Origin of the sequence: Pseudomonas sp. MMS21 TM103 (assembly GCF_022132145.1) — a bacterium.
Taxonomy (GTDB): Bacteria; Pseudomonadota; Gammaproteobacteria; order Pseudomonadales; family Pseudomonadaceae; genus Aquipseudomonas.
In genome coordinates, this window is the sequence record NZ_JAJISP010000001.1 from 892,414 (window position 1) to 918,446 (window position 26,033).

The window sequence follows — 26,033 nt, forward strand, 5'->3', positions numbered from 1 at the left end:
GATTAGAAACTGTCCACCTGCAACAGCTCTATCGGCCGCTCATCCTGGCTCAGAGTTGTCAGCGGCAGTGTCTTCTCGTAGAGCGCGGCTTCCACTGCGGCGGCATCCAGGGCAAGGCCGCTGCCAGCCGTGCTGAGGTAGAGCGCGCCGGCTCCCGCCGTATGCGGCGATGCCATCGAGGTGCCGCTGTAGGTGGTGGTGCCGCCGCCTTTTTGGGTCGAGAGCACGCCGACGCCCGGCGCCCAGACGTCCACGCAGTTGCCATAGTTGCTGAAGGAAGCCTCCTGCCCGGCACTGTCGATGGCCGCCGTCGTCATCACCCCGTTATCGAGGCCCGCGCCCGCCCGTGCCGGCGATCCCAGGCAGGCGTTGCCGCCGTTATTGCCTGCCGCCACCGCATAGAAAACTCCCGCCGCCGCCGAGTTCAGCACCGCCGTATCCAGTGCCGTGCTGGCTCCGCCGCCCAGGCTCATATTGGCCACGGCCGGCAGCACGGCATTGGCCGTCACCCAGTCCACGCCGGCGATCACCCCGGAGGTACTGCCCGTGCCGCCGCAGCCGAGCACCTTGACGCCCACCAACTCGACTCCCGGTGCCATGCCCACTACATCCTGAGCGTTGTCGATCGCGCCAACGGTCCCGGCCACATGCGTGCCATGGCCGTGACAGTCCCTGTTCGGCCCGCCGGCAAAGTTCACATGGTCCACGACATTCAAGTCCGCGTGGCTGGTGTCGATGCCGGTGTCGATGATGTAGGCGAGCACGCCAGTCACACTGCCGCTGCCATTGCCCGCCTGGGTACTACTGATATCTGCCTCGACCGCATCGATCCCCCAGGGCAGCACTTGCGCCGCCGGGGCAGTGGACCCGCCGCCGCCGCGGTCCGGCTTGGCCCGCGTGCCAGGCTCCTGGGTCGGCTGCCCCATGACCGACATGGGCAGATCCGCCTCGATATAGGCCACCTGCATATCGGCGCTCAACGCCGCCAACTGCCTGTCATTCAGGTGCGCCGAGAACCCCTCGACGGCATGGCTGTAGACATAGCCCAGGCTGAAACCATGCAGACTGGCCAAGCGCTCAGCGGCGGCGCGCACTGCGGGTCGACCAGGGTCGCCGCTGCCGGGCCACTGTGACCCTGGTGCGGCCGCAATGGCCTCGGCCGCGAAGATCACGATATAGGGCGAAGCCGCCGTCTCGGCCGCCGCGCTGAGCGTAATGGACAACAATCCTGCACCCACGCACGCTAAAGCTTTCATATGCACCTCTTAGGCTTGGCGCGACACGAGCTGGGCATGCCGCCCTGAATTTCCCCTGCATAGAAGCGTAGTCAGCTTGTTGGCGGCCGAACCGGACCGGGGCCAGACTCATTGGCAATTGAAACGCAGCTTTTTATGAATTCGACTGGGCAGCGGCAAGGCCCGTGACGGCTCTTGCGCTTCGAGCGCAGCCAAGCCGCCCGGCGCCCGGCCTGACACGCCCCGGCCCGCTTCGGCTAAGATGCGCGCTGTTTGGCGCCGCGCTCGCGGCGCCTGGGCTGTTGTGGGGAAGTGGCTGTGCTGGTTACTCAAGTTGTGATTGTCGGCGCCGGTGCTGCCGGCCTTATGTGTGCATTGACCGCTGCCGGGCGCGGGCGCCGGGTGCTGCTGCTCGACCATGCGAACAAGGCCGGCAAGAAGATCCTGATGTCTGGCGGCGGGCGCTGCAATTTCACCAACCTGTACTGCGAGCCGGGCAACTTCCTCTCGGAGAACCCGCACTTCTGCAAGTCGGCCCTGGCGCGCTATACCCAGTGGGACTTCATCGGCCTGGTGGGCAAGCATGGCGTGGCCTACCACGAGAAGAAGCTCGGCCAGCTGTTCTGCGACCACAAGGCCAGCGACATCCTCGGCATGCTCCTCGACGAGTGCGCCCAGGCCGGGGTCGAGCTGCGCCTGGATACTTCGGTCAGCGAGATTGCCAAGCTCGAGGCCGGCTACCAGTTGCAGACCAGCGCCGGCCTGGTGAGCTGCGAGTCCCTGGTGATCGCCAGCGGCGGCCTGTCGATCCCGACCCTCGGCGCCAGCGGCTTCGGCTATCAGGTGGCGCGGCAGTTCGGCCACAGCGTGCTGGCGACCCGCGCCGGGCTGGTGCCCTTCACCCTTACCGATCCGCAGTTGAAGACCCTGTGCACCGAGCTGTCCGGCACCTCGGTGGAGGATTGCCTGGTCAGCTGCAACGGCCAGAGCTTTCGCGAGAACATCCTGTTCACCCACCGCGGCCTCAGCGGTCCGGCGATCCTGCAGATTTCCTCGTTCTGGCAACCGGGCGACACCGTGCACATCGACCTGCTGCCGCATATCGACCTGCCCGAGTGGCTGGCCGCGCAGCAGCGCGAACGCCCAAACAGCGAGCTGAAGACCCTGCTCGCCGAGCTGTTCACCAAGAAGATGGCCGGCCTGCTGGCCGACAGCTGGTTCGTCAGCAAGCCGATGAAGCAATACACCCCCGGCGAACTCAAGGCGATTGCCGACAAGCTGGCCGACTGGCAGCTGGTGCCGGCCGGCACCGAGGGCTATCGCACCGCCGAGGTGACCCTGGGCGGCGTGGATACCCGCGAGGTGTCGTCGAAGACCATGGAATCGCTGAAGTCGCCGGGGCTGTATTTCATCGGCGAAGTACTGGATGTCAGCGGCCACCTGGGCGGCTTCAACTTCCAGTGGGCCTGGGCCTCGGGCTATGCGGCGGCGCAGTACGTCTGAGGCGCCGCGCTGAGCCGCCATGAACCTGGCTCAGCGCGCTGCTACCCTTGCGGGTCCGCGGCAAATAGCATCGATATCGGCTGGGTTCAGGCGGGCTGGCCGAACAGCTGCCGGCGCGCCTCGGCACTCATGAGTGCCTGCGGATCGGTATTGACCTGCTCGACCAGGGCATAGGCACGCTGCACCGCCGGACGCGCCGCCATGCGCGCCAGCCAGAGCGCCATCTGCGGGAAGTCGTCGAGCTTCTGCTGCTGACGCTCCCATAGCTTGGCCCAGGGATAGATCGCCATGTCGGCAATCGAATAATCCCCCGCCACGTACTCGCGCCCGGCCAACTGCCGGTCCAGCACCCCGTACAGGCGCGCGGTTTCCTTGACGTAGCGCTCGATGGCGTAGGGGATTTTCTCTGCCGCGTACAGGTTGAAGTGATGGTTCTGTCCGGCCATCGGCCCGACTCCCCCCATCTGCCAGTGCAGCCATTGCAGGACCTGGAAGCGCGCGCGCAGATCCTGCGGCAGGAAGTGCCCGCTTTTCTGCGCCAGGTACTCGAGGATCGCCCCGGATTCGAACAGGGCCAAGGGTTCGCCGCCATCGGCCGGCGCCTGGTCGACTATCGCCGGAATCCGGTTGTTCGGGGCAATCTTGAGGAAATCCGGGTGGAACTGTTCGCCCTTGCCGATATGCACCGGGCGCACGCGGTAGTCCAGGCCCGTCTCCTCGAGCAAGATCGAGACCTTGTGGCCGTTGGGCGTCGTCCAATAGTAGAGATCAATCATCTTGCTGCTCCTATGCCGCCCGCTTGACCGGGCCCAGTTGCGCTTCGTATTGACCGAGCAGGCGCTGGAACCAGAGCCCAACCGGTGAGTCGCCCGGCCAGGACTGCTGGCCCAGGCTCCAGGCCCAGAAGAAGAACCCCGCCACCAGGTAATCGCTGGCAGCCGGCTCGGCACCGTCCAGATAAGGCTGCGTCGCCAGCACCGCGTCCAGCGGCCGAAGTGCCTGCTGCAACAGGGCTTGGCCGGCGACCGGATCGGCGAACTGTTCCAGTGACATGCCCAGCTTCTGCTCACGGCTCTGGCGGAAATAGTCGCGATCGGCCGGGTCGATGACCGCATGAATGTTCAGCAGCACGCCCTTGAGCAGAGCCGCCGGCAGAATGTGCCGGGTCAACTGGTCGATCAGCTCCAGGCGCGCGCTGCTCAGGGCATCGCCCAGCAGCGGCTTGGCCGGGTAGCGCTGGTCCAGATAGCGGAAGATCGCCAGGCTATCGCTGACCACCGCCTCGCCATCGCGTAACACCGGCACCAGCGGCTGACCGGAGAAGGCCAGCTTGGCCTTGTCGCTGAAGCGGATTGGCTGGCTGTCGAAACTCAGCCCCTTGTGCAGCAACGCCAGGCGGACCCGCCAGCAGTAAGGGGAAAACACCAGCGCCGGGTCACCGCCGCACAGCTCGTAAAGTTCGCGCATATCGCTCTCCTGACTATAGGACCGAACGGTCCAGATTTAAGCAAAAAAATTTACCGCAGCGTGCTCATGCTGAGTTCGACCACCGCCTCGATCGCAGGCTTCGCCGCCCCGGACTTGACCTGGGTGCGCAAGCCGCTCATCACGCAGTGCAGGTAGCTGGCCAGGGCGTCCACATCGGCCGTTGCGCTCAGCTCGCCGCAGGCCTGGGCGCGCTGCAAGGCTTCGCGCAGGACGCGCTGCATGCGCGCAACGCCACGTTGCAGCAGCTCGGCCACGGCCGGATCGGCCTGGGAAAACTCGTTGGCCACATTCACCAGCATGCAGCCGCGCGGGTTACCGTCGGCGCCGACATCATCCAGCACGCTGAGCAACCAGCCGCGCAGGAACTCCAGCGGCGATGGCGCCTGCAGCAGGCGGGCGCGCATCTCGCGGCTGCGCTGCTCGGTGTAATTGCAGAACGCGGCCTCGAACAAGGCCTGCTTGTTGCTGTAGGCCTGGTACAGGCTGCTCTTCGACAGGCCAGTCGCCGCCAGCAAATACTGCAGCGAGGTGGCCTCGTAGCCGTGCTGCCAGAAGACCTGCATGGCCTGTTCCAGCACGGTGTCGGGGTCGAATGATTTAGGGCGTCCGCGAGTCATTGGGCGAATTTAGGACCGCCTGGTTCAGAAGTCAAGCGAGAGGGCCACGAATAGGCGCGGCCCCATTCAGCCAACCGCTCGACGCAGCGCCGGGCGAAGGCATGCACATCCTTCGGCCAGCGCGCGGAGACCAAGCGGCCGTCGTGCAGCAGCCAAGGTGGCGAAGCGCACCCGATGACACTCCGCGCGCAGCATCTGCCAACAGATGGCAACTGCGCCGGGTTCGAAATCTGGTTTCGGCAGCGCGATCAGAACGCTCTTGGCGGGCATGGGCCGGGCACGCCCTGGCGAACCCTCGAGCTTGCACACCAACCCCGGACGAGTGGCCCGGCAGGCCAATCTGGCGAGCAGCCGGTAATTGAACTGACGCCCGGCCGTCTGCTCTGCTACAAAGCTAGCGACAACCCGACACGGCGCTCAACCGCGCCGCTATCCCGGCCCAATTGCACGAGGAGCGCTTGCCGCGTGACCCAAGACCAAGGTTTGATCTTCTCCATCCTCGCCGCCACCATCGGCATGTTTGTCTGGGGCCGCTGGCGCCACGACGTGATCGCCCTCGGTTCCTTGCTGGCCTGCGTCATGGTGGGTCTGATCCCGGACGCGGAGGCATTCAGCGGCTTCGGCCATCCGGCGGTGATCACCGTCGCCTGCGTGCTGGTGCTGAGCTACGGCCTGCAGATTACCGGCGCGGTGGACGCACTGGCGCAGCGCGTACTGCCCAGCAATGCCGGCCCCGTGTTCTCGATTGCCGCACTGACCGGGCTCGGCGCGCTGCTTTCGGCCTTTATGAACAATGTCGGCGCCCTCGCCCTGCTGATGCCGATTGCCTTGCAGATCGCCAGGAAACAGGAGCTGCCGCCCGGTCGCGTGCTGATGCCGCTGGCCTTCGGCACCATTCTCGGCGGGATGACCACGCTGATCGGTACGCCACCCAACCTGATCGTCTCCAGTTTCCGCGCGCAGAGCGGCGCCGGGCCCTTCAGCATGTTCGATTTCAGTCCCGTGGGCATCGCGGTGGCCCTCACCGGCGTGGTGTTCATCGCCCTGCTCGGCTGGCGCCTGGTCCCCAAGCGGGAGGTCAGCAGCGCGGCCAGCTTCGACACCGGCACCTACCTTACCGAGGCGCGGGTGAAGCCAGGCGCCAAGGCGGTGGGCAAGACCCTGAGGGAAGTCGAGCTGTTGCTCGACGAGGCGGACGCCCAGGTCATCGGCATGGTGCGCAACGAGCTGCGGCTGTCCGCGCCCAACCCGCGACGGGTCCTGCAAGCCGATGACGTCCTGGTGATCGAGGCCGAACCCGAGGCCCTCGGCGGCGTACTCGGCAAACTCGGCCTGCAGCTGGAGGCCGAGCACGAGGAGGACGCAGAAGACAAGAAAGACAAGAAAGACAGCACGCCAGCCGACCGCGGAGCAGCCAGAAACAAGCACGAGGACAGCAGCAGCGAGAAAAAACAATCCAGCGACGCTGCCGACGTGTTGCAGGAGTTGCTGGTGCGCCCCGACTCCCAGCTGATCGGCCGCTCGGCCAGCAGCACGCGCCTGCGTAGCCGCTACAGCCTCAATCTGCTGGCCATATCGCGCGCCAGTCATCGCTCGATCAAGCGCTTGCGCTCGACCCTGATCGAACGCGGTGACGTCCTGCTGATGCAGGGCGCACCCGGCGATATCAGCGAGTTTGCCGGCGACTATGCCTGCGTGCCGCTGGCCGCCCGCGCCATCAGCATTCCCAACCCTGGCCAGGCCGGCCTGGCCCTGGGGGTCATGCTGCTGGCCGTGCTGGCCGCCGGCTTTGGCCTGTTCTCCGCCGCAGTGGCCTTCGCCGCGGGCGTGCTGGTGTTCATGGTGATGCGCGTGGTGCCCCTGCGCGCGGTCTACGAGTCCATTGACTGGCCGGTGATCGTGCTGCTTGGCGCCCTGATTCCAGTGGCCGGCGCCATGTCCAGCAGCGGGGCGGCCGACCTGCTGGCGCGGTTGCTGATGGAGCATGTCGCCCAGGGCAATCCGGTGATCGTGCTGACCCTGCTCCTGGTGGTGAGCATGACCCTCTCGGACTTCATGAACAATGCCGCCACTGCCGCGGTGATGTGCCAGATTGCCCTGAGCGCGGCCAGCCAGCTGGGGGTCAACCCCGATTCGCTGCTGATGGCCGTGGCGATTGGCGCCTCCTGCTCGTTCCTCACTCCTATCGGTCACCAGAACAACACCCTGATCCTCAGTCCCGGCGGCTTCCGCTTCGGCGACTACTGGCGCCTGGGCTTGCCCATGGAAATCCTCGTGGTGCTGGTCAGTGTGCCGCTGCTGCTAGTGGTCTGGCCGCTGTGAAGTCTCAGGACGCCGGGGTCACGTTGAGGACGATATCGAATTGCGCGATCTGCTCACCCGCACGCGTACCGGCCACCGGGACGAAGGGCACGATCAGGCGTTCGCGCAGGCGCGGCTCGCGGATCGCGTTGAGCACCGCATCAGCCTGGTTCAGCCGCTCGCCGCGGATATAGCACTGGGTGGTGAAGCGCGGCTGGCCGGGCAGGGTCACGGCGAAATGGATATGCGGGGCGCGCCCCGGGTAGGGCACCGGACGCAGGGTGCGGAAGCGGTAGTGGCCATCGCTGGCAGTCTCGAAGCGGCCATAGCCCTGGAAGTTAAGGTCACGCCTGGCCCGGTCGCCGTCACGGCTGTGCAGGTAGATACCATTGGCATCGACCTGCCAGATTTCCACCAGTGCGCCCTTCAGGGGATTGCCGCGCGCATCGAGAATCTGCCCGTACAACTGCACGACGATGCCGCGGGCTAGCGTCGGCTGGTCGCCGACAATCAGCAGGTCATTGTCCTGATCCAGCGGCAGTCGATCGGGATAGAAGGGCCCCGGCGTCTGCGCCGGCGTCAACAGCAGCTCGGCGAAGACACCGGGACTGGACAGCAGCAAGGCGCCGCCGCCAAGCCCAGCCAACAACAGGCGACGACGATTGATTCGTGACAACCCCATGCCTGCCTCCGCAACGTCAAAGACGATGCTTACAGACTAGCTGGCATACCGCCGTTGGCAGGACTGGGGGCTCAATCCTGTCCGTCACGAAACCGGTGGATCTGCCGGCGCTGCTTCTTGCTCGGCCGGCCGTCGGTCTGCATGCCCAGGGCACCGGCCTTGCGCTGCGCAGCGGCCTGTTCGCGACGGACAATACTTTCCGCCGTTTCGCTGTACAGCGCCTGTGCCTCGGGGGCGCCGCGGCGCACCCCGGACAAGGCCTGAACGACCACGGTTCGCTCGTCGAAACCGATGCGGATCAGCAGTTCGTCACCGACCCTCGGCTCCTTGCCCGGCTTGCAACGCTCACCACGGCAATGCACCTTGCCGCCCTCGATCGCCGCCTTGGCCAGGGCCCGGGTCTTGAAGAAGCGTGCGGCCCACAGCCATTTGTCCAGGCGTACCTTGTCGTCTTCTTTGTCGCTCATCGCACTCTCGATCGAAACAACCCATTCATATGCATTTTGCCTGATGCAGTTGTCATTAGGCCCAACTAGAATGCCCGCAACTATAGGCCACTTCGGCTGCCCGGAATCCGCCCACCTTGAAGACCTTCGACCATCTAAGCGTGATCGGTCTGCGCGAATGGATCAACCTGCCGCAGTTGGGCATGATCGGCCTGCGCGCCAAGATCGACACCGGTGCCAGCACCTCCTGCCTGCATGCCAGCGATATCCAGCCATTCCAGCGTGATGGCGAGGACTGGGTACGCTTCACCGCGCACTTCGGCACCCTGGTCCACCGAGGGCATCGTTGCGAAGCTCGCCTGCTAACGGTGAAGAACATCAAGAGTTCCACCGGCCATGTGCAGAGCCGCTATGTGATCCGCACCGACCTGACCCTGGGCGATCGCATGTGGCCGGTGGAGTTCACCCTGACTTGCCGCAAGACCATGCGTTACCGCGTACTGCTGGGGTCCAAGGCGCTGGTCGACGGCCAGTTGGTGGTCAACCCGGCGCTGACCTATGTTCAAGACAAACCTGTGCTCCTCGACATCTCTGGTGCCCCATGAAAATCGCTGTGCTATCGCGCAACCCGCGTCTGTATTCCACTCGTCGCCTGATCGAAGCCGGGGAGCAGCGTGGCCATGAAATGGTGGTGATAGACACCCTGCGCGCCTACATGAACATCGCCAGTCACAAACCGCAGATTCACTACCGTGGCCAAGCCCTGGAGGGTTTCGACGCGGTGATCCCGCGCATCGGCGCCTCGGTGACCTTCTACGGCTGTGCAGTGCTGCGCCAGTTCGAGATGATGGGGGTGTTCCCGCTCAACGAGTCGGTGGCGATCAGCCGCTCACGCGACAAGCTGCGCTCGCTGCAACTGCTCTCGCGCAAGGGGGTCGGTCTGCCGGTTACCGGCTTCGCCCACTCACCCGACGACATCCCCGACCTGATCGACATGGTCAACGGCGCGCCCCTGGTGATCAAGTTGCTGGAGGGCACCCAGGGCATCGGCGTGGTCATGTGCGAAACCCAGCAGGCCGCCGAGTCGGTGATCGAGGCCTTCATGGGCCTCAAGCAGAACATCATGGTGCAGGAATACATCAAGGAAGCGGGCGGCGCGGATATCCGCTGCTTCGTGATCGGCGACAAGGTGATCGCGGCGATCAAGCGCCAGGCCAAGCCTGGCGAGTTCCGCTCCAACCTGCACCGCGGCGGTTCGGCCAGCCTGATCAAGATCACCCCGGAAGAACGCATGACCGCCGTGCGCGCCGCCAATATCATGGGCCTCAACGTTGCAGGCGTCGACATCCTGCGCTCCAACCACGGCCCGCTGGTGATGGAGGTGAACTCCTCGCCGGGACTGGAGGGTATCGAAACCACCACCGGCAAGGACGTTGCCGGGCTGGTCATCCAGTACCTGGAGAAGAACGGCCGACCGCACCTGACCCGCACCAGGGGTCGGGGTTAGACGGCCGGCGAAGGGCTCGCGCTTGAGCGCATAGCCGGTTGCAATGCCATCCACTCGATAAACTGCGCCTCGGCCAAGGGCCTGCTGAAATGGTAACCCTGGCCCAGGGCGCAGCCATGCTCACGCAATAGCTGAAACTGATGGGGGTTCTCGATGCCCTCGGCCACGCATTCCAGGCCGAGGTTGTGCCCGATCATCAGAATGGTCTGCACCAGCATCAGGCCATTGCCCTGCCCTTCCATGTCCCAGGTGAAACTGCGGTCGATTTTCAAGCGATCCAGCGGCAAGCGCTTGAGGTAGGTCAACGAGGAATAACCGGTGCCAAAGTCGTCGATCGCAAAACGCACGCCAGCGGCCTTGAGCGCCTGCATGTTGGCGATGCATTGCTCGACGTTTTCCAGCAGCACACCCTCGGTTATTTCCAGCTCCAACGCCGAAGCCGGCAGGCGATGACGCTCCAGACAGGCGCGGATGCGTTCGACGCAATCACCACGACGCAACTCACGCGGGCTCAGGTTGACCGCCAGGACCAACTGCGGCCAGCGTGGCAGCCAGCGCGCCAGGGCGGCGCACGCCTGTTCCAGCACCCAGTGGCCGATTTCCTGGATCAGCCCGGTTTCTTCGGCCAGGGCAATGAACTGCCCGGGCGGAATATCGCCATATTCCGGGTGGCGCCAGCGCAGCAACACCTCGGCGCCGACCACCTGCTCACTGGCCAGCGCCAGCTGCGGCTGGAACACCAGGTACAGCTGACCGCGCTCGATCGCCAGACTCAATTCGTTCTGCAACTGCAGGCGCTGGTCGATCGCCACCTGCATCTCGGGGGCAAAAAAATGCAGGGCATTACGCCCGGCACCCTTGGCCCGGTACATGGCGGTGTCCGCCTGTTTGAGCACATCGGCGGCCCCCTGGGCGTCAAACGGGTGCAGGGCGATGCCGATACTGGCGCTGATCGACAACTCATGGCCATCGACCCAGCAGCTGCCCTTGAGGCTCTTCAACAGCTTGTCGGCGGTCACGGCAGCATGTTCGGCGGCAACTTGCGGATCATTACCGAGGGCCTCGAGCAACACCACGAACTCGTCGCCGCCCATTCGCGCCAGGGTGTCCTCGGCGCGCAGCTCCCTGGCCAGGCGCCCCGAGACCTCGCGCAGCAGGCCATCGCCGACCAGGTGGCCGAGGCTGTCGTTGACCGTCTTGAAGTGGTCCAGATCGATGAACAGCAACGCGCCCAGGCTGCCCTCGCGCATCTCGCGATCCATCGCATGCTGCAGGCGGTCGAGTAACAGCCGGCGATTGGGCAGGCCGGTCAGTTCGTCGCTGTAGGCCAGGCGCTCGATCTCGCGCTGGTAACGCTGACGCTCGGAGATATCGGTAATGCTGCAGCGAATCAGCACCTCATCGCCCGGCATGCGCACCAGGCGCACCTCGCAAGGAATCTGCCGCCCGCGGCTGTCACGGTGCAGCCACTCGAACACCGGCGCCTCGCCGGCGATCGCCTGTTCCAGGTAGACCTTGCCAAACTCTGCCGAGGCCTGTCCATTGGCCTGTTTGAGCGGACTCAGCTCCTGCACCATCTTGCCCAGCAACTCCTCGCGCTGGTAGCCGAACAGGCACAGGGCGTTGTTGTTGCAGTCGACCATGCCACCGTGCGGGGTGAACAACATGATCGCTTCCGGGGCGTGCTCGACGATGGTGCGGTAGCGCGCATCGGCCTGGCGCCGAGCACTGACGTCCTCGACCAACAGCAGGAACATGCTCACCCGACCGTCCGTATGCCGCACCGCGCGCAGGTTGATACGGGTATAGACCAGCGAGCGGTCCGGTCGGATGAAGCGCTTGTCCATCTCATAGCCCTCACGGGCACCGCTGAGCACCTGATCCAGCAGCATCTGCTCGTCGGCCAAGTCGCTGGACGGGGTGATGTCGGCCCAGCTGCTGGCCTGCAACTGTTCGCGGGAACGGCCGAGAATGTTGCACAGCTTGAAATTGACCTCCTGCCAGGCAAAGGTCGGCGTGGTCAGGGCCATGCCGATCAGGGGCGCCTCGAAGAACAGCCTCAGGCGCTCGTCGCGCTCTTTGAGCAGCTGCTCGGCCCGTTTCTGCGCGCTGATGTCATGCAGCGCGCCATAGACCCGCACCAGTTGCTGACCATCGCGCTCGACCATGCCCTTGATCCGCACCCAGCGATGCTTGCCCTTGGCGGTCAACAGGCGCACTTCGATATCGAAGTGGTTACAGCCGTCGAGCAGTTGCTGGAGGGTCTGCTCGGCCATGGCCTGTCCTTCGGCATCCATATAGCCAAGCGCCTGCACGAATGAAGGGGCCTCCGTGTGCGATTCCAGTTCGTAGATGCGGAAGCAACCGCTGCTCCAGAACATGCTGTAGTCGGCCAGGTTCAGCACCCAACCACCAAGATCGGCGATGTGCTCGGTCTGACTGAACAGGTGGCTCTGTTGCAGCAACGCCTGGCGCTGCGCCGCCACCTGGGCAGCCAGTTGCTCGCGGGCCGTCACGTCATGTTGCAAGGCGACGAAGTGGCTGAGGCCTTCGGCGTCGTACATGGGCGCCAGGGTCAGCTCGTTCCAGAACAGCTGACCGTCCTTGCGGTAGTTGCGCAGCACTACCTGGCAGGCCGTGCCCTCGCGCAAGGCCTGTTTCAGCCGCGCCAGCTGCTGTTGCTGGCGATCATCGCCAAGCAGGAAGCGGCAGTTGCTACCCAGGCTTTCCTCACGGCTGAAACCGGTGATCTGTACAAATGCCGGGTTACAGTAGATCAGCGGCAGATCGGCCTGGCGCGCATCGGCGATGGTCACGCCCAGCGGGCTGGCCTCCAGGGCCAGGTTGGCCAGGGCCAACTGCTGCTGGACCTGCGCGCTACGCCCCAATGCCAGGCGCAAGTCGCTGAGGCTGCGGCCGACCATCAGGCTGGCGATCATGAACAGCAGGACGCTCAGGTGCAGCTCGAGGCGCTGTGGATCGAACCAGGTGGCGATATCGCCGAGTCCGCGCAGCAATGGCACGGTGAGCACCATCAGGGCACTCAGGATCGCGCCGCAGAGAGCCCCACTGAAGCCCCAGAACAAGGCCAAGGCGAGCATGACCACGCCGATCAACGGCAGATTCAGGGTCAGCGGCAACAACCCGAGCAATCCGGGCAAACCGACCAGCAGCAACAGCAACAGCGGCCAGGGCGGTAATTGGCGCAGGGCCGCAGGCACCTGTTCGGCCCCGGCGCGCTGTTGCGCGCGCAACCAGCCGCGGCGACGCAACCAAGGACTGAGGTAAGCCAGCAACGGCGTCGTGATGGCCAACACGCTGAGGCTATCGGCCAGCCACAGGTTCAGGCCGGCCACCCCCCAGTCGCCGGCGGGCACCTGGCCGCCTAGCCACAGCAGGGTCTGCAGGCCCAAGGCGATCACCACCGTCGGCAGCAGCACGCCGAGCAGGATAAACCGCAGCAGATGGCCGAAATGGTCCAAGGCGACATCGAATGTGCAACGTTGCAACAGCCACCAGGCCAGCCCGACCGCCAAGGACTCCGGCAACGCGTATAACGGCGCCCAATGCCAGTCCAATCCCCACAGGGGCACACTGATCAAGGCATTCAGGTAGAGCGCCGGCAACACCCGCGGCCCCCACCAGAGGCAGAACACCAGCCCCAGGGCAAACGGCATGTACCAGATTGCCGCCCCCTCGGTGAACTGGGTTGCCAGGGAAAGCCAAGTCGCCAGATGAAACAGCGGCAGTGGCAGCCACCAGGTCCATGCGGGCAGGCGATCGGAAACAGCAGGCATGTAGACCTCATGTCAATATGCTGAGTCAGCATAGCTCACGACGACACTGGCAGATAAGCCGCCGCTTGCCTTCGGGATCCAGGCCGTGTGCAGTCGCCCGGCGCGCGAGCTAGCCGGCGCCGCTACTGGATCGTTCAGCGGTTGTGAGCATCTCGCGCACCGTCGCAAGACCGTCTCCAGCCGTTCGCTGCGCAGCACCGCAGGCGTTTGCAGGCGACCTACGGAGGCGAGTGTTTTTCACACGCCCTCCGGGTCATACCGCGTCGCGTGGCAACAGCAGCCCCAGTGGCAGGCAGACCCGCGCCTCGAGGCCACCGCCGGAGCGGTTGCGCAACTCGACACTGCCGCCGTGCAGGGCGGCGATGCGCTTGACGATCGCCAGACCGAGCCCGGCCCCCTGGCCGCCGCGGGCACGGTCGCCACGAATGAAGGGGTTGAAAATGCTATCCAGCTCCGACGGGGCGATGCCGGCGCCACGGTCAAGCACACTGAGCACCACATAGGGCGCGTTGCAGTCGCCGGATACCGACACGGCGACCTCGACCGCATTGCCACCATAGCGCAGGGCGTTCTCGATCAGGTTGACCAGCAGGCGCTTGATCGATACCCGCCGCAGCGGGAACACCGGCACCGGTTCCAGGTACAGGCGCACCTGCTTCTGTTGCTGGTTATAGGGTGCCACCACCTCGCCGATCAGCTCGCCGAGATCGATAGGCTCCAGCGGCTCGTCGCGACCATCGCGGATAAAGGCGAGGAACTGGTCGAGGATCGCGTCCATGTCCTCGATATCACGGACCATGTCCTCGGTCAGCTCGGCGTCGCTGTTCAGCAGCTCCAGGGACAGACGCAAACGGGTCAGCGGGGTGCGCAGGTCATGGGACACCCCGGCCAGCATCAGCTCACGCTCGCGACCGGCCTGCTCGACGTCTTCGGCCATCTGGTTGAAGGCGCGATAGACCTCGGCCATCTCGCTCGGCGTATCGCTCTCCGGCAAACGCACGCTACGGCCCTTGCCGAGCTGGCGGGCGGCGAACACCAGGCGCTTCAGGGGGGCACTGAGCTGGCGCACGAAAATCCAGGCGGCGGCGGTGGAGAGCAAACCGATGCCCAGGAACCAGCCGAGCACCCCCCAGATCCGCTGGCCGCGCAGCGGGTGCGGATACAGCGGTACCCGCAGCCAGTCTTCGCCCAACGCCGGGGCATGCACCCACAGCGCGGGCGGACTTTTCGCACTCACCCGCACCTCGGTCTTGGGCCCGAGTTCGGACTGCATCTGCCGTTGAAAAATCTCGCTGTAGGGCCAGTGCTGTTCGCTGACCGGCACGGTGTCACGGGGTACCCGCTCCAGACCCGCAGCGGCGGCAATCTTGCCGCGATCTTCCGGATCGGCGGCCCAGTAGGCGCGTAGCGTCAGCGCCGCGCCATGGCTGTACTGGCGGTCGACCAACACGTCCTCGTTCATCATCAGATAAACCAGGGTCAGGGCCTTGGAGAACAGCACCACGATCAACACCAGCCAGAGGGTGCGAGCGAAGAAGCTTTGCGGAAACCAAAGAGGGGTTTTCATCGATACTCGAAGCAATTGTAGGGTGGATCGCGCTTAATCGATCCGCCGAACGGAGTCATGGAGGATGAAAAAGCGTCATCCACTTTACCGGTTACTTATTGCCATCCGGCACGAACACGTAACCCACGCCCCAGACCGTCTGGATATAGCGCGGCTTGGACGGGTCCGGCTCGATCAGCCGGCGCAGGCGCGATATCTGCACGTCGATGGAGCGCTCCAGGGCATCCCATTCGCGCCCGCGCGCCAGGTTCATCAGCTTGTCGCGGGTCAGCGGTTCGCGGGCATGCTGGACCAGGGCCTTGAGCACGGCGAACTCGCCAGTGGTGAGCATATGCACTACGTCACCCTTCTTCAGCTCGCGGGTGGCCAGTGACAGCTCATACTCGCCGAAGCTGACGCTCTCGTCCTCGGTGCCCGGCGCCCCCGGCACCACCGGCGCCTGGCGACGCAACACGGCCTTGATCCGCGCCAGCAGTTCGCGCGGGTTGAACGGCTTGGCCAGGTAGTCGTCGGCCCCCAGCTCCAGGCCCTGGATCCGGCTGGCCTCGTCGCCCTTGGCGGTGAGCATGATGATCGGCACCTGATTGTTCGCGGCCCGGAGTCGGCGACAGGCCGACAAGCCGTCCTCGCCCGGCAGCATCAGGTCGAGCACGACCAGATGGAACAGTTCACGCGCCAGCAGGCGGTCCATCTGCTCGACGTTTTCCACCGTACGCACACGATAGCCCTGCTCCTCGAAGAAGCGCTCGAGCAAGCGCCGCAAGCGGGCATCGTCATCGACAACCAGAATTTTCTCGCCTTCAAGCGGAAGTGCAGTGCTGCTCATAGAAGCTCCTTGACCAAGAATCTGTACCGCCCGCCGGGCGTACACAGTTTCCAACGCCGGCATTATGGCTCAGCCGCCGCGATCACCGGGGCAGCCATTGTTAGCAGATTTTTCCTCGCGAACCGGGGAGCAAGGAATCCCGCGGCCCCGCTTGCGCCCGAGCAACGCCCTCTAGCCCCATTCATGCGGCGGCTAATGGTTATAATGCCGCGCTCTATCGTCTGGCCTTTGGTTTGCGAGGCCGGTTTTTCGTTTCAGAGGTTGTGAAAATATCGCACGCCGTCGTGAGGCCGCCCCAGGTATTCGCGGCGTAGCGCAACGTCAGCAGCGGCGCCCGGAAACGGCCGCAGCAGGCGAGAGTTTTCACAGCCTCTCAGTGTGGGTAGCTTTTCATATGCTCAGCATCAACAACCGCATCGCCGAAGAACTGGGCGTGCGCCCGCAACAGGTCGCTGCCGCCGTAGCGCTGCTCGATGAAGGCTCCACCGTGCCGTTTATCGCCCGCTACCGCAAAGAAGTCACCGGCAGCCTGGATGACACCCAGCTGCGCAACCTCGAAGAGCGTCTGCGCTACCTGCGCGAACTGGACGACCGGCGCGCCAGCATCCTCGCCAGCATCGAGGAACAGGGCAAGCTGACCCCGGAGCTGACCCGCGAAATCAACCTGGCCGAGACCAAGACGCGCCTCGAAGACCTCTACCTGCCCTACAAACAGAAGCGCCGCACCAAGGGCCAGATCGCCCTGGAAGCCGGCCTGGGCGAACTGGCCGACGCGCTGTTCAACGACCCGAACCTGGCCCCGGAGACCGAGGCTGCTCGCTTCGTCGACGCCGAAAAAGGTTACGCCGACATCAAGGCGGTGCTCGAAGGCGCCAAGTACATCCTCATGGAACGTTTTGCCGAAGACGCCACCCTGCTGACCAACCTGCGCAGCTTCCTCAAGGACAACGCGACCCTCAGTGCCCGGCTGATTGCCGGCAAGGAGCAGGAAGGCGCCAAGTTCCGCGACTACTTCGAGCACGACGAGAAGCTGAAGAATGCCCCCTCGCACCGTGCCCTGGCGATTTTCCGCGGGCGTAACGAGGGCTTCCTCAGCGCCAGCCTGAAAGTCGGCGAAGAGCTGCCCGGCACCCTGCACCCTTGCGAGGGCATGGTCGCCGAGCGTTTCGGCATCAGCAACCAGGGCCGCGCTGCCGACAAATGGCTGGGCGAAGTGGTGCGCTGGACCTGGAAGGTCAAGCTCTACACCCACCTGGAAACCGACCTGCTCGGCGAGCTGCGCGAAGGCGCCGAAGACGAGGCGATTTCGGTGTTCGCCCGCAACATGCATGACCTGCTGCTCGCCGCCCCGGCCGGTCCACGCGCCACCCTGGGCCTCGACCCGGGCCTGCGCACCGGTTGCAAGGTCGCGGTGGTCGACGCCACCGGCAAGCTGCTCGACACCGCCACCGTCTACCCGCATGTGCCGAAGAACCAGTGGGACCAGACCATCGCCGTGCTCGCCGCGCTGTGCGCCAAGCACTCGGTCGACCTGATCGCCATCGGCAACGGCACCGCCAGCCGCGAGAGCGACAAGCTGGCCGCCGAGCTGATCAAGAAATACCCGGGCCTGAAGATGACCAAGGTGATGGTCAGCGAAGCCGGCGCCTCGGTGTATTCGGCCTCGGAGCTGGCCGCCAAGGAATTCCCCGACCTCGACGTGTCGATCCGCGGCGCCGTGTCCATCGCCCGCCGCCTGCAGGACCCGCTGGCCGAACTGGTGAAGATCGACCCGAAATCCATCGGCGTCGGCCAGTACCAGCACGACGTGTCCCAGCTCAAGCTGGCGCGCAGCCTGGACGCGGTGGTGGAAGACTGCGTGAACGCCGTCGGCGTCGACGTCAACACTGCCTCGGTCGCCCTGCTGGCGCGGATCTCCGGACTGAATGCGACCCTGGCGCAGAACATAGTCGCGCACCGCGATGCCAACGGCGCGTTCAAGACCCGCGACGCGCTGAAAAAGGTGTCGCGCCTGGGCGAGAAAACCTTCGAACAGGCCGCCGGCTTCCTCCGCGTAATGAACGGCGACAATCCGCTGGACGCCTCGGCGGTACACCCGGAAACCTACCCGCTGGTGCAGCGCATCGCCGCCGACACCGGGCGCGATATCCGCTCGCTGGTCGGCGACGCGAGCTTCATCAAGCGCCTCGACCCGAAAAAATTCACCGACGAAAGCTTCGGCCTGGTGACTGTCGGCGACATCCTGCAAGAGCTGGAAAAACCCGGCCGCGACCCGCGCCCCGAATTCAAGACCGCCGAGTTCCAGGAGGGCGTCGAAACCCTCAAGGACCTCGAACTGGGGATGATGCTCGAGGGCGTGGTGACCAACGTCACCAACTTCGGCGCCTTCGTCGACATCGGCGTACACCAGGACGGCCTGGTGCACATCTCGGCGCTGTCGGAGAAGTTCATCAAGGACCCGCACGAGGCGGTCAAGGCTGGCGACGTGGTCAAGGTCAAGGTGATGGAGGTGGACATCCCACGCAACCGCATCGCCCTGTCGATGCGCATGGGCGACACCCCCGGCGAAAAAATCGAAGGCCCTCGCGGTGGGCAACGTGGGGGTGGCAAGCGCGACACCAGTCCCCGCCCGTCGGCCAGCACCCCGCGCGCCGAGCCGCAACCGGCCAGCAACGCCGCCATGGCCGCGCTGTTCGCCAACGCCAAGCAGCTGAGAAAGTAAGCCGTGAACGAGCCGGTGGAAGAAGTCGGCAAGAGCAGCGTCTTCGGGCGCCTGCTCGGCCTGGAAATCGTCACGGCCGCAGGCGGCGAAGCCGTGCTGCGACTGAGCATGCACGACGGCCTGCGCAACCTGCATGGCAAGCTGCACGGCGGCGCGCTGTTCTCGCTGATCGACAGCGCCATGGGCCAGGCCAGCCACAGCCTGACCGATGGCACGCCGAGCAGCGTCACCCTGGAATGCAAGGTGAACTATATCCGCCCTGTCAGCGAGGGCGATCTGCTCTGCCGGGCCTGGCTGCTGCACAGCGGCCGGCGCACCCAGGTGATCGAAGCCGAAGTGCATCAGGGCGACAAGCTGGTCGCCAAGGCACAAGCCACCTTCGCCTGCGTGTAACTGTAGCGGCTCAAGCTGGGTTATAACTGGCACCATTCAGCCGGCAGGCTGCCGAAGCAGCGCGTCGCGAAGGCCAGACCAGGTCCCGCGAGCGCTCTGCGGCGGCCGGCCCGACCAGACGGCCAACGTCGGTCATCCGCCCCCTTGTAGAGCGCGCTACTCACCCCCATATTGGGGCGACCGATGCGTGAAGGAATACAATTTTGAGCGACCTGTTCTCCCGCCGCCTGGCCCTGCTCGGCGAGCGCGCCAATCTCCCCCTGCTTGCCCAGTGCTTGCACGGCATAGAGCGCGAATGCCTGCGCGTCGATGGCGATGGCCAGTTGGCGTTGACCCCGCACCCGTTAGCGCTGGGCTCGGCACTGACTCACCCGCAAATCACCACGGACTATTCCGAGGCGCTGCTGGAGTTCATCACCCCGGCCGAGCCTGACCCGGCGGCGACCCTGGCCGATCTCGAACAGATCCACCGCTTCGTCTACAGCAAACTCGACGGCGAATACCTGTGGAGTCCGTCAATGCCCTGCGCCTTGCCGGATGAGCAGACGATTCCGATCGCCACGTACGGCAACTCGCACATCGGCCAGCTCAAATACGTCTATCGCAAGGGCCTGGCGCTGCGTTACGGCAAGACCATGCAGTGCATCGCCGGCATTCACTACAATTTCTCCCTGCCGGACAGCCTGTGGCCACTGCTGCAGCAGGCCGAAGGCAATACGCGCAACGCCCGCGACTATCAGTCGGCCCGCTACATCGCCCTGATCCGCAATTTCCGCCGCTACAGTTGGCTGCTGATGTACCTGTTCGGCGCCTCGCCAGCCCTGGATGCAGGCTTTTTGCATGGTCAGCCGCACAAACTGCAGCAACTCGATGACGACACCCTGTACCTGCCCTACGCCACCAGCTTGCGCATGAGCGACCTGGGTTATCAGAGTAGCGCCCAGGCCGGCCTCACCCCCTGCTACAACGACCTGACCAGCTACACCGACAGCCTGCGCCAAGCGGTTGCCACGCCCTACCCGCCCTATGTCGAGATCGGCAGCAAAAAGGACGGTGAATGGTTGCAACTCAATACCAACATCCTGCAGATCGAGAACGAGTATTACTCGAACATCCGCCCGAAGCGGGTGGCCCACAGCGGTGAACGGCCGATCCAGGCACTGATGGCCCGTGGCGTGCAATACATCGAAGTCCGCTGCCTGGACATCAACCCCTTTCTGCCGCTGGGCATCGACCTGGTCGAGGCACGCTTCCTCGACGCCTTTCTGCTGTTCTGTGCCCTGCAGGAAAGCCCGCCCCTGGGCGGCGATGAATGCCACGCCTGCACCGACAACTTCCTCAACGTGGTCAAGGAAGGTCGCCGCCCCGACCTGCACCTTCAGCACCGGGGCCAACCCGTGGCGCTGCAGGCCTGGGCCCACGAACTGCTCGACAGCATTCAGCAAACCGCCACACTGCTCGACCAGAGCCATGGCAATGAAGCGCACAGCCAGGCCTTGCAGGTTCAGCGTGGCAAAGTCGACGATGCCAGCCTGACGCCTTCGGCCCAAGTGCTCGCAGTCCTGCAGCAAGGCGAAAGCTTCAGCCAGTTCGCCCTGCGCCAGAGCAAGCAGCACGCCGACTACTTCCGCAGTCAACCCTTGAGCGCAGAGCAGCAGGCCGCCTTCGAAGCCGCGAGCACGCGCTCACTGCGCGAGCAGGCGGAACTGGAGGCTCAGGAAGAGGGCGATTTCGACAGTTTTGCCGCGGCCTACCAGGCGAGCATCCTGGCCCCGGGAAATTAGTCGAGGCGGTCACAAAAACCGGCAATAACGCAAAAGCTGTGACCGGCGACCCAGCCAGGGAAGCCGGGCGCAACTAGCATAGGCACAGAGCAATCAACATGAGCCGTGCCCATGGAGCCCGACGCCCAGCCCAAGGATGACCGCCACTGGAGCCTGGAAAGCCTCAACAAGGCTTATCAGCAAGGCTATATGGCGGGCCTCACCGGCCACCCCAATACCCGTCACGACCACAGCGCCGAAGTGCTTGCCGCCGCCTGGGAGGCCGGCTGGGACGACGGCCATGAACAACTGCTGCGCCAGCAGAAGAGCGCTTGAGCCACTGAGCCAACCGGGCAACAGCAAAGCGCCTGCGCCGACCCGACCGGCTACCCACCTTCGCGCCACGATGAAGCCAATCTCGCCTCTTGAGCGGCAACGCATTCGGCGGCGGGCTACAACGCCTTCTCGAACACCTTGGAATTGCGCTGGAAGTTGTACAGCGAGGCGCGCGCTGCAGGCAGGCGGTCGACGCTGCTGGGCACGAAGCCGCGCTCGCGGAACCAGTGGGCGGTGCGAGTGGTGAGCACGAACAGATGCTTCAGGCCCTGGGCACGGGCGCGGGCCTCGATGCGTTCGAGCAATTCGTCGCCACGACCGCCGTGGCGATAGTCGGGATTGACGGCCAGGCAGGCCAGCTCGCCGTAGTCCGACTCGTCGACCTGGTAGAGGGCCGCGCAGGCGATGATCAGGCCGTCGCGCTCGACGATACTGAACTGCTCGATCTCGCGCTCCAGCACCTCGCGCGAACGGCGCACCAGGATGCCCTGCTCTTCCAGCGGACTGATCAACTCGATCAGCCCGCCGACATCGCCGATATTCGCCTCGCGCAAGGACTCGAACTGCTCCTGGTCGACCAGGGTGCCGCCGCCATCGCGGGTGAACAGCTCCGTCAGCAGCGAACCGTCCTCCACATAGCTGACCAGGTGCGCGCGCTTGACCCCGGCGCGGCAAGCCTGCGCCGCGGCATCGAGCAACTCGCCCTGGTAGCTGTTGCCCAGGCGCGCCAGGTAGACCGGCACCTGCTGCGGGTTCAGTTCGCGCACCAGCTTGCCCTCTTCGTCGAGCAGACCACGCTCGGCGCTGAACAACAGCAGCTTGTCTGCGCCCAGGTCGATGGCCGCACGGGTGGCCACGTCTTCGCAGGCCAGGTTGAATATTTCCCCGGTCGGCGAATAGCCCAGCGACGACAGCAGCACGATACTGCGCTCGTCGAGCAGACGACCAATGCCCTTGCGATCGACCCGGCGTACTTCGCCGGTGTGGTGATAGTCGATGCCGTCGACCACGCCAATCGGCCGCGCGGTGACGAAGTTGCCGCTGGCCACGCGCAGGCGCGCGCCCTGCATCGGCGAGGCGGCCATGTCCATCGACAGCCGCGCCTCGATGGCGATGCGCAACTGGCCGACCGCATCGATCACGCACTCCAGGGTCGGCCCGTCGGTGACGCGCAGATCACGGTGAAAGTGCGGGGTTATCCCGCGGGTGGCCAGACGTGCCTCGATCTGCGAGCGCGAGCCGTGCACCAGCACCAGGCGCACGCCGAGGCTGTGCAGCAGCACCAGATCGTGGACGATATTGCCGAAATTCGGGTGGGCGACGCCCTCGCCCGGCAGCATCACGACGAAGGTGCAGTCGCGGTGGGCATTGATATAGGGCGAAGCGTGGCGAAGCCAATTAACGTAGTCGTGCATTGCGCAGAGAACCTGTGAGTCGTGAAGATAACGCATGAACAAGGCGCGCGAGCGCCGGACGAGGCAGCCGGGAGCAGCGGGTTATCGTCGCAAGTAGGGCAGCTTCACGCGTTCGCTCCTCCGGTGGGTACAGGTCATGCCCGGATCAGCCGACCGGGCGTAGGCAGTAGTGTTGAATCAGCTCACGTAACAGACGCACGGTCGGTTCGAGACGTGACATTTCCAGGTACTCACCCGGTTGATGGGCACAGTCGATATCGCCGGGGCCAAGCACCAGGGTCTCGCAGCCAAGCTGCTGAAGATAAGGCGCTTCGGTGGCAAACGCCACCGAAGCCGCGGTGTGCCCGGTCAGGCGCTCGGCCAGGCGCACCAATTCGCAGTCGGCAACCTGTTCGAATGGCGGCACGCTGGGAAACAGGGGGGCAAAGTCGATCTTGACCTGGTGCCGCTCGGCCAGCGGTTGCAGCTTCTGCCGGATCGTCGCACGTAGCTGTTCCGGCTGCATGCCCGGCAAGGGGCGCAGGTCGAACTCCAGCGAGCACTGGCCGCAGATGCGGTTGGGATTATCACCACCGTGGATGCAGCCGAGGTTCAGGGTTGGCTGCGGCACACTGAACTGCGGGTTGTTGAATTCGCGCTGCCATTGGCCACGCAAGCCACGCAGCTCGCTCAGCACGTCCTGCATCGCTTCCAGCGCACTGTGGCCGAGGCTCGGATCGGAGGAGTGGCCGCTCTGCCCGAGGATGTCGATGCGCTCCATCATGATGCCCTTGTGCAAGCGGATCGGCTTCAGCCCGGTCGGCTCGCCGATCACCGCGGCGCGCCCCAGCGGCCGGCCGGCAGCGGCCAGGGCACGGGCGCCGGACATCGAGCTTTCCTCGTCGCAGGTGGCGAGAATCAGCAACGGCTGCTGGAAGCGCTGCTCCAGCAAGGGCTGCACCGCCTCGATGACCAGCGCGAAGAAGCCCTTCATGTCGCAACTGCCCAGGCCAACCCAGCGGCCATCGACCTCGGTCAGCTTGAGCGGGTCGCTCTGCCACAAGGCCGCATCGAAGGGCACGGTGTCGCTGTGCCCGGCCAGTACCAGGCCGCCAGGGCCGCTGCCGTAACTGGCGAGCAGGTTGAACTTACCGGGGTTGATTTCCTGCACTTCGCAGGCGAAACCGAGGTCGCCGAGCCAGCTCGAGAGCAACTCGATCACCGGCCGATTGGACTGATCCCAGTGCGCCTGGGTGCAGCTCACCGAAGGCGCGGCGATCAGCGCGGCGAATTGCTCTTTGAAGGAAGGCAGGGGCATTAGCGGTCTCCGCAGGCGTTGCCACCATCATAGGGGCAACGCCGCTGCGGAGGAAACCGTCGAGGCTATCTCAGAGGAAGATGCCGCGTAGGACATAGAAGAACACGATGGCCAGGGCCGCACCGACCGGCAAGGTGATCAACCAGGACATGAAGATCTTGCCGATCACGCCCAGGTTCAGCGCGCCAATACCCCGGGCCAGGCCGACGCCCAGTACCGCACCGACCAGGGTGTGGGTAGTGGATACCGGCAGACCGATGGCCGAGGCGCCGACCACGGTGGTGGCCGTCGCCAGTTCGGCGGCAAAGCCACGGCTCGGGGTCAGTTCGGTGATCTGCTTGCCGATGGTGGCGATCACCTTGTAGCCATAAGTGGCCAGACCGATGACGATACCCACCGCACCGAGCAGCAAGACCCAGGCCGGCAGAGCCGCCTTGGCACCCACGGCTTCACCGCCGGACTGGATCACGCCGACGATGGCCGCCAGCGGGCCGACGGCGTTGGCCACATCGTTGGAACCATGGGCAAAGGCCATGGAGCAGGCGGTGAAGATCATCAGCACGGCGAAGACTTTCTCCACGCTGGCGTAGTGGAAGCCCTTGTCCGCTTCGACGTCGATCTTGATCCGGCTGAGCAGGACGACACCCAGCAGCATCACCAGCGCGCCGATCCCCAGGGCGATAACCAGCCCCTCGGCACCGGAGAGGTTCAGGCCGATGTGCTTGAGACCCTTGGTCACGGTAACCAGGCTGACCATAAAGCCGGTCAGGAACATATACAGCGGGACGAAACGCTTGGCGTTGAGGAAGGGCTCATCGGTATCGATGATCAGCTTCTGCACGCTGACGAACAGACCGAAGGCGACGATGCCCGAGAGCACCGGCGAGATCACCCAGCTGGCGACAATAGGGCCAACACCGGCCCAGTTCACTGCATCCATGGACACGCCGACCGCGGCAAAGCCGATCACCGCACCGACGATGGAGTGGGTGGTGGAAACCGGCCAGCCACGCGTCGACGCTATCAGCAGCCAGGTTCCTGCCGCCAGCAGCGCCGACATCATGCCCAGCACCATCAAATCCGGGGTAATCAAGTTGGCATCGACGATGCCGCTCTTGATCGTTTCGGTTACTTGGCCGCCGGCCAGATAGGCGCCAGCGAACTCGAAGACCATAGCGATCAGGATCGCCTGCTTGATGGTCAGCGCCTGCGAGCCAACCGAGGTACCCATGGCATTGGCCACGTCGTTGGCACCCACGCCCCAGGCCATGAAAAAGCCGAAGAGGCAGGCAAGTAGCAGCAATACGAGGCCGTAGTCCGCAATCAAAGACATAAATAATTAATCCGTAGATTCCAGAAAGGACACTGGCGCTTAACGCGCCAGCAGTTGTTCCAGTCGGTTACCAACACGCTCGGCACGGTCGGCGACATCGCCGATCCACTCGAGGATCTGGTAGAGAAACATGACGTCGACCGGGGGAAGATCCTTTTCCAGTTTGAACAGGGCACGACGAACTTCGATTTGCATGCGATCGGTGTCCTGCTCGATCAATTCCAGCTCCTCGACCATGGATCCGACCAAGGCGGCTTCGCGCCCGCCAAAACCGGTCTCCAGCAGCTCATCCAGCTCGTTCATGGCTTTCAGCGCCTGGGCACTGGCATCCACGGTACGCTGCACAAAGGCGCGCATCAGCGGCTGCATAGCCTGCGGGATGGTCATTTCACGGCCCAGCATCAGGCCGGCGATGTCCTTGGCGCGGTTGGCAACTTTGTCCTGTACACTCAGCAGCTCAAGCAGGTCTGAACGCGGTACTGGCAGAAACAGGCTCTTGGGCAAGTGCAGCCGCACGCTTTTTTTGAGCTTGTCGGCTTCGTCCTCCAGCCGCGCCATGTCCTGTTGCACCTGCCCTACCTTGGCCCAGTCCTCAGCCATCACGGCGTCGAAAAAAGGCACCAGGAGTGCGGCGCACTCATGGGCTTTGGCGAAGTGCTTCTGCATCGGCCCAATTGGCGAGCGACCGAACAGGCTGGCGAATGGATTGAGTGGCATAGGGTGAACCCCGGCTTTAATGAAGGCGGCAAGTATACGGATCGCTCGAATAGCTCGCCAGCACGCATCATCAGACTGTCACAATTTC

21 protein-coding genes are annotated in these 26,033 nt (G+C 64.7%); 8 read left to right on the forward strand and 13 right to left on the reverse strand.

The window, feature by feature from the left end; all coding sequences use genetic code 11:
* Positions 1-2 precede the first annotated feature (2 nt).
* The gene (locus LJY18_RS04095; RefSeq protein ID WP_238040516.1) at positions 3-1,256 is read right to left on the reverse strand and encodes a S8 family serine peptidase; all 1,254 of its coding nucleotides are present in this window, start codon (positions 1,254-1,256) and stop codon (positions 3-5) included.
* Between the two features lie 297 nt (positions 1,257-1,553).
* On the opposite strand from LJY18_RS04095, the gene LJY18_RS04100 reads away from it, so the two are divergent.
* Positions 1,554-2,738 (forward strand): NAD(P)/FAD-dependent oxidoreductase, encoded by a 1,185-nt coding sequence (locus LJY18_RS04100; protein ID WP_238040517.1) that lies wholly within the window; start codon positions 1,554-1,556, stop codon positions 2,736-2,738.
* Between the two features lie 86 nt (positions 2,739-2,824).
* On the opposite strand, the gene LJY18_RS04105 is transcribed toward LJY18_RS04100, so the two are convergent.
* From LJY18_RS04105 to LJY18_RS04115, 3 genes are read right to left on the reverse strand one after another with little or no spacing between them, the layout of a single operon-like run.
* Positions 2,825-3,514 (reverse strand): glutathione S-transferase N-terminal domain-containing protein, encoded by a 690-nt coding sequence (locus LJY18_RS04105; protein WP_238040518.1) that lies wholly within the window; start codon positions 3,512-3,514, stop codon positions 2,825-2,827.
* Positions 3,515-3,524: 10 nt separating this feature from the next.
* Positions 3,525-4,205 (reverse strand): glutathione S-transferase N-terminal domain-containing protein, encoded by a 681-nt coding sequence (locus LJY18_RS04110; protein WP_238040519.1) that lies wholly within the window; start codon positions 4,203-4,205, stop codon positions 3,525-3,527.
* Positions 4,206-4,255: 50 nt separating this feature from the next.
* The gene (locus LJY18_RS04115; protein ID WP_238040520.1) at positions 4,256-4,789 is read right to left on the reverse strand and encodes a TetR/AcrR family transcriptional regulator; all 534 of its coding nucleotides are present in this window, start codon (positions 4,787-4,789) and stop codon (positions 4,256-4,258) included.
* A gap of 519 nt (positions 4,790-5,308) precedes the next feature.
* Here LJY18_RS04115 and LJY18_RS04120 point away from each other — a divergent pair.
* Positions 5,309-7,165 carry an SLC13 family permease gene (locus LJY18_RS04120; RefSeq protein WP_238040521.1) on the forward strand — a complete coding sequence of 619 codons (1,857 nt, stop codon included), beginning with the start codon at positions 5,309-5,311 and terminating at the stop codon, positions 7,163-7,165.
* Between the two features lie 4 nt (positions 7,166-7,169).
* Here LJY18_RS04120 and LJY18_RS04125 read toward each other — a convergent pair whose 3' ends face one another.
* Both LJY18_RS04125 and LJY18_RS04130 read right to left on the reverse strand, forming a co-directional pair.
* Positions 7,170-7,826 carry a protocatechuate 3,4-dioxygenase gene (locus LJY18_RS04125; protein WP_238040522.1) on the reverse strand — a complete coding sequence of 219 codons (657 nt, stop codon included), beginning with the start codon at positions 7,824-7,826 and terminating at the stop codon, positions 7,170-7,172.
* 71 nt (positions 7,827-7,897) lie between these two features.
* Positions 7,898-8,293 carry an RNA-binding S4 domain-containing protein gene (locus LJY18_RS04130; RefSeq protein WP_238040523.1) on the reverse strand — a complete coding sequence of 132 codons (396 nt, stop codon included), beginning with the start codon at positions 8,291-8,293 and terminating at the stop codon, positions 7,898-7,900.
* 116 nt (positions 8,294-8,409) lie between these two features.
* On the opposite strand from LJY18_RS04130, the gene rimB reads away from it, so the two are divergent.
* Positions 8,410-8,877 carry a retropepsin-like aspartic endopeptidase RimB gene (gene rimB, locus LJY18_RS04135; RefSeq protein ID WP_442964469.1) on the forward strand — a complete coding sequence of 156 codons (468 nt, stop codon included), beginning with the start codon at positions 8,410-8,412 and terminating at the stop codon, positions 8,875-8,877.
* Positions 8,874-9,779, forward strand: coding sequence for a 30S ribosomal protein S6--L-glutamate ligase (gene rimK, locus LJY18_RS04140; RefSeq protein WP_238040524.1), 906 nt, complete (start codon positions 8,874-8,876; stop codon positions 9,777-9,779). Before rimB ends, rimK begins: the two co-directional genes overlap by 4 nt.
* Here the strand turns inward: rimK and LJY18_RS04145 are convergent.
* From LJY18_RS04145 to ompR, 3 genes are all read right to left on the reverse strand, one after another.
* Entirely contained in the window at positions 9,776-13,576 is a 3,801-nt protein-coding gene (locus LJY18_RS04145) for a bifunctional diguanylate cyclase/phosphodiesterase (RefSeq protein ID WP_238040525.1), read from the reverse strand. The genes rimK and LJY18_RS04145 overlap by 4 nt on opposite strands.
* A gap of 253 nt (positions 13,577-13,829) precedes the next feature.
* A complete protein-coding gene (locus LJY18_RS04150; protein WP_238040526.1) occupies positions 13,830-15,143 on the reverse strand; it encodes an ATP-binding protein in 1,314 nt (437 codons plus the stop codon).
* Positions 15,144-15,234: 91 nt separating this feature from the next.
* The gene (gene ompR, locus LJY18_RS04155) at positions 15,235-15,969 is read right to left on the reverse strand and encodes an osmolarity response regulator transcription factor OmpR (RefSeq protein ID WP_238040527.1); all 735 of its coding nucleotides are present in this window, start codon (positions 15,967-15,969) and stop codon (positions 15,235-15,237) included.
* 394 nt (positions 15,970-16,363) lie between these two features.
* Here ompR and LJY18_RS04160 point away from each other — a divergent pair, with 394 nt between their 5' ends.
* The 4 genes from LJY18_RS04160 to rmf all read left to right on the forward strand — a co-directional run bounded on the left by LJY18_RS04160 (position 16,364) and on the right by rmf (position 21,183).
* On the forward strand, positions 16,364-18,691 hold the full coding sequence (locus LJY18_RS04160; RefSeq protein WP_238040528.1) for a Tex family protein: 2,328 nt from the start codon (positions 16,364-16,366) through the stop codon (positions 18,689-18,691).
* Between the two features lie 3 nt (positions 18,692-18,694).
* Positions 18,695-19,084 carry a PaaI family thioesterase gene (locus LJY18_RS04165; RefSeq protein ID WP_238040529.1) on the forward strand — a complete coding sequence of 130 codons (390 nt, stop codon included), beginning with the start codon at positions 18,695-18,697 and terminating at the stop codon, positions 19,082-19,084.
* Positions 19,085-19,287: 203 nt separating this feature from the next.
* Complete coding sequence (gene gshA, locus LJY18_RS04170; RefSeq protein WP_238040530.1) at positions 19,288-20,868, forward strand: glutamate--cysteine ligase; 1,581 nt, start codon at positions 19,288-19,290, stop codon at positions 20,866-20,868.
* Between the two features lie 111 nt (positions 20,869-20,979).
* Positions 20,980-21,183 carry a ribosome modulation factor gene (gene rmf, locus LJY18_RS04175; protein ID WP_238040531.1) on the forward strand — a complete coding sequence of 68 codons (204 nt, stop codon included), beginning with the start codon at positions 20,980-20,982 and terminating at the stop codon, positions 21,181-21,183.
* Positions 21,184-21,299: 116 nt separating this feature from the next.
* Here rmf and argA read toward each other — a convergent pair whose 3' ends face one another.
* The 4 genes from argA to LJY18_RS04195 form a co-directional block, all read right to left on the reverse strand.
* The gene (gene argA / locus LJY18_RS04180; protein WP_238040532.1) at positions 21,300-22,598 is read right to left on the reverse strand and encodes an amino-acid N-acetyltransferase; all 1,299 of its coding nucleotides are present in this window, start codon (positions 22,596-22,598) and stop codon (positions 21,300-21,302) included.
* Positions 22,599-22,743: 145 nt separating this feature from the next.
* Positions 22,744-23,895 (reverse strand): acetylornithine deacetylase, encoded by a 1,152-nt coding sequence (gene argE, locus LJY18_RS04185; protein WP_238040533.1) that lies wholly within the window; start codon positions 23,893-23,895, stop codon positions 22,744-22,746.
* Between the two features lie 70 nt (positions 23,896-23,965).
* Positions 23,966-25,228 (reverse strand): inorganic phosphate transporter, encoded by a 1,263-nt coding sequence (locus LJY18_RS04190; protein WP_238040534.1) that lies wholly within the window; start codon positions 25,226-25,228, stop codon positions 23,966-23,968.
* 39 nt (positions 25,229-25,267) lie between these two features.
* The gene (locus tag LJY18_RS04195) at positions 25,268-25,945 is read right to left on the reverse strand and encodes a TIGR00153 family protein (RefSeq protein WP_238040535.1); all 678 of its coding nucleotides are present in this window, start codon (positions 25,943-25,945) and stop codon (positions 25,268-25,270) included.
* Between the last annotated feature and the right edge of the window lie 88 nt (positions 25,946-26,033).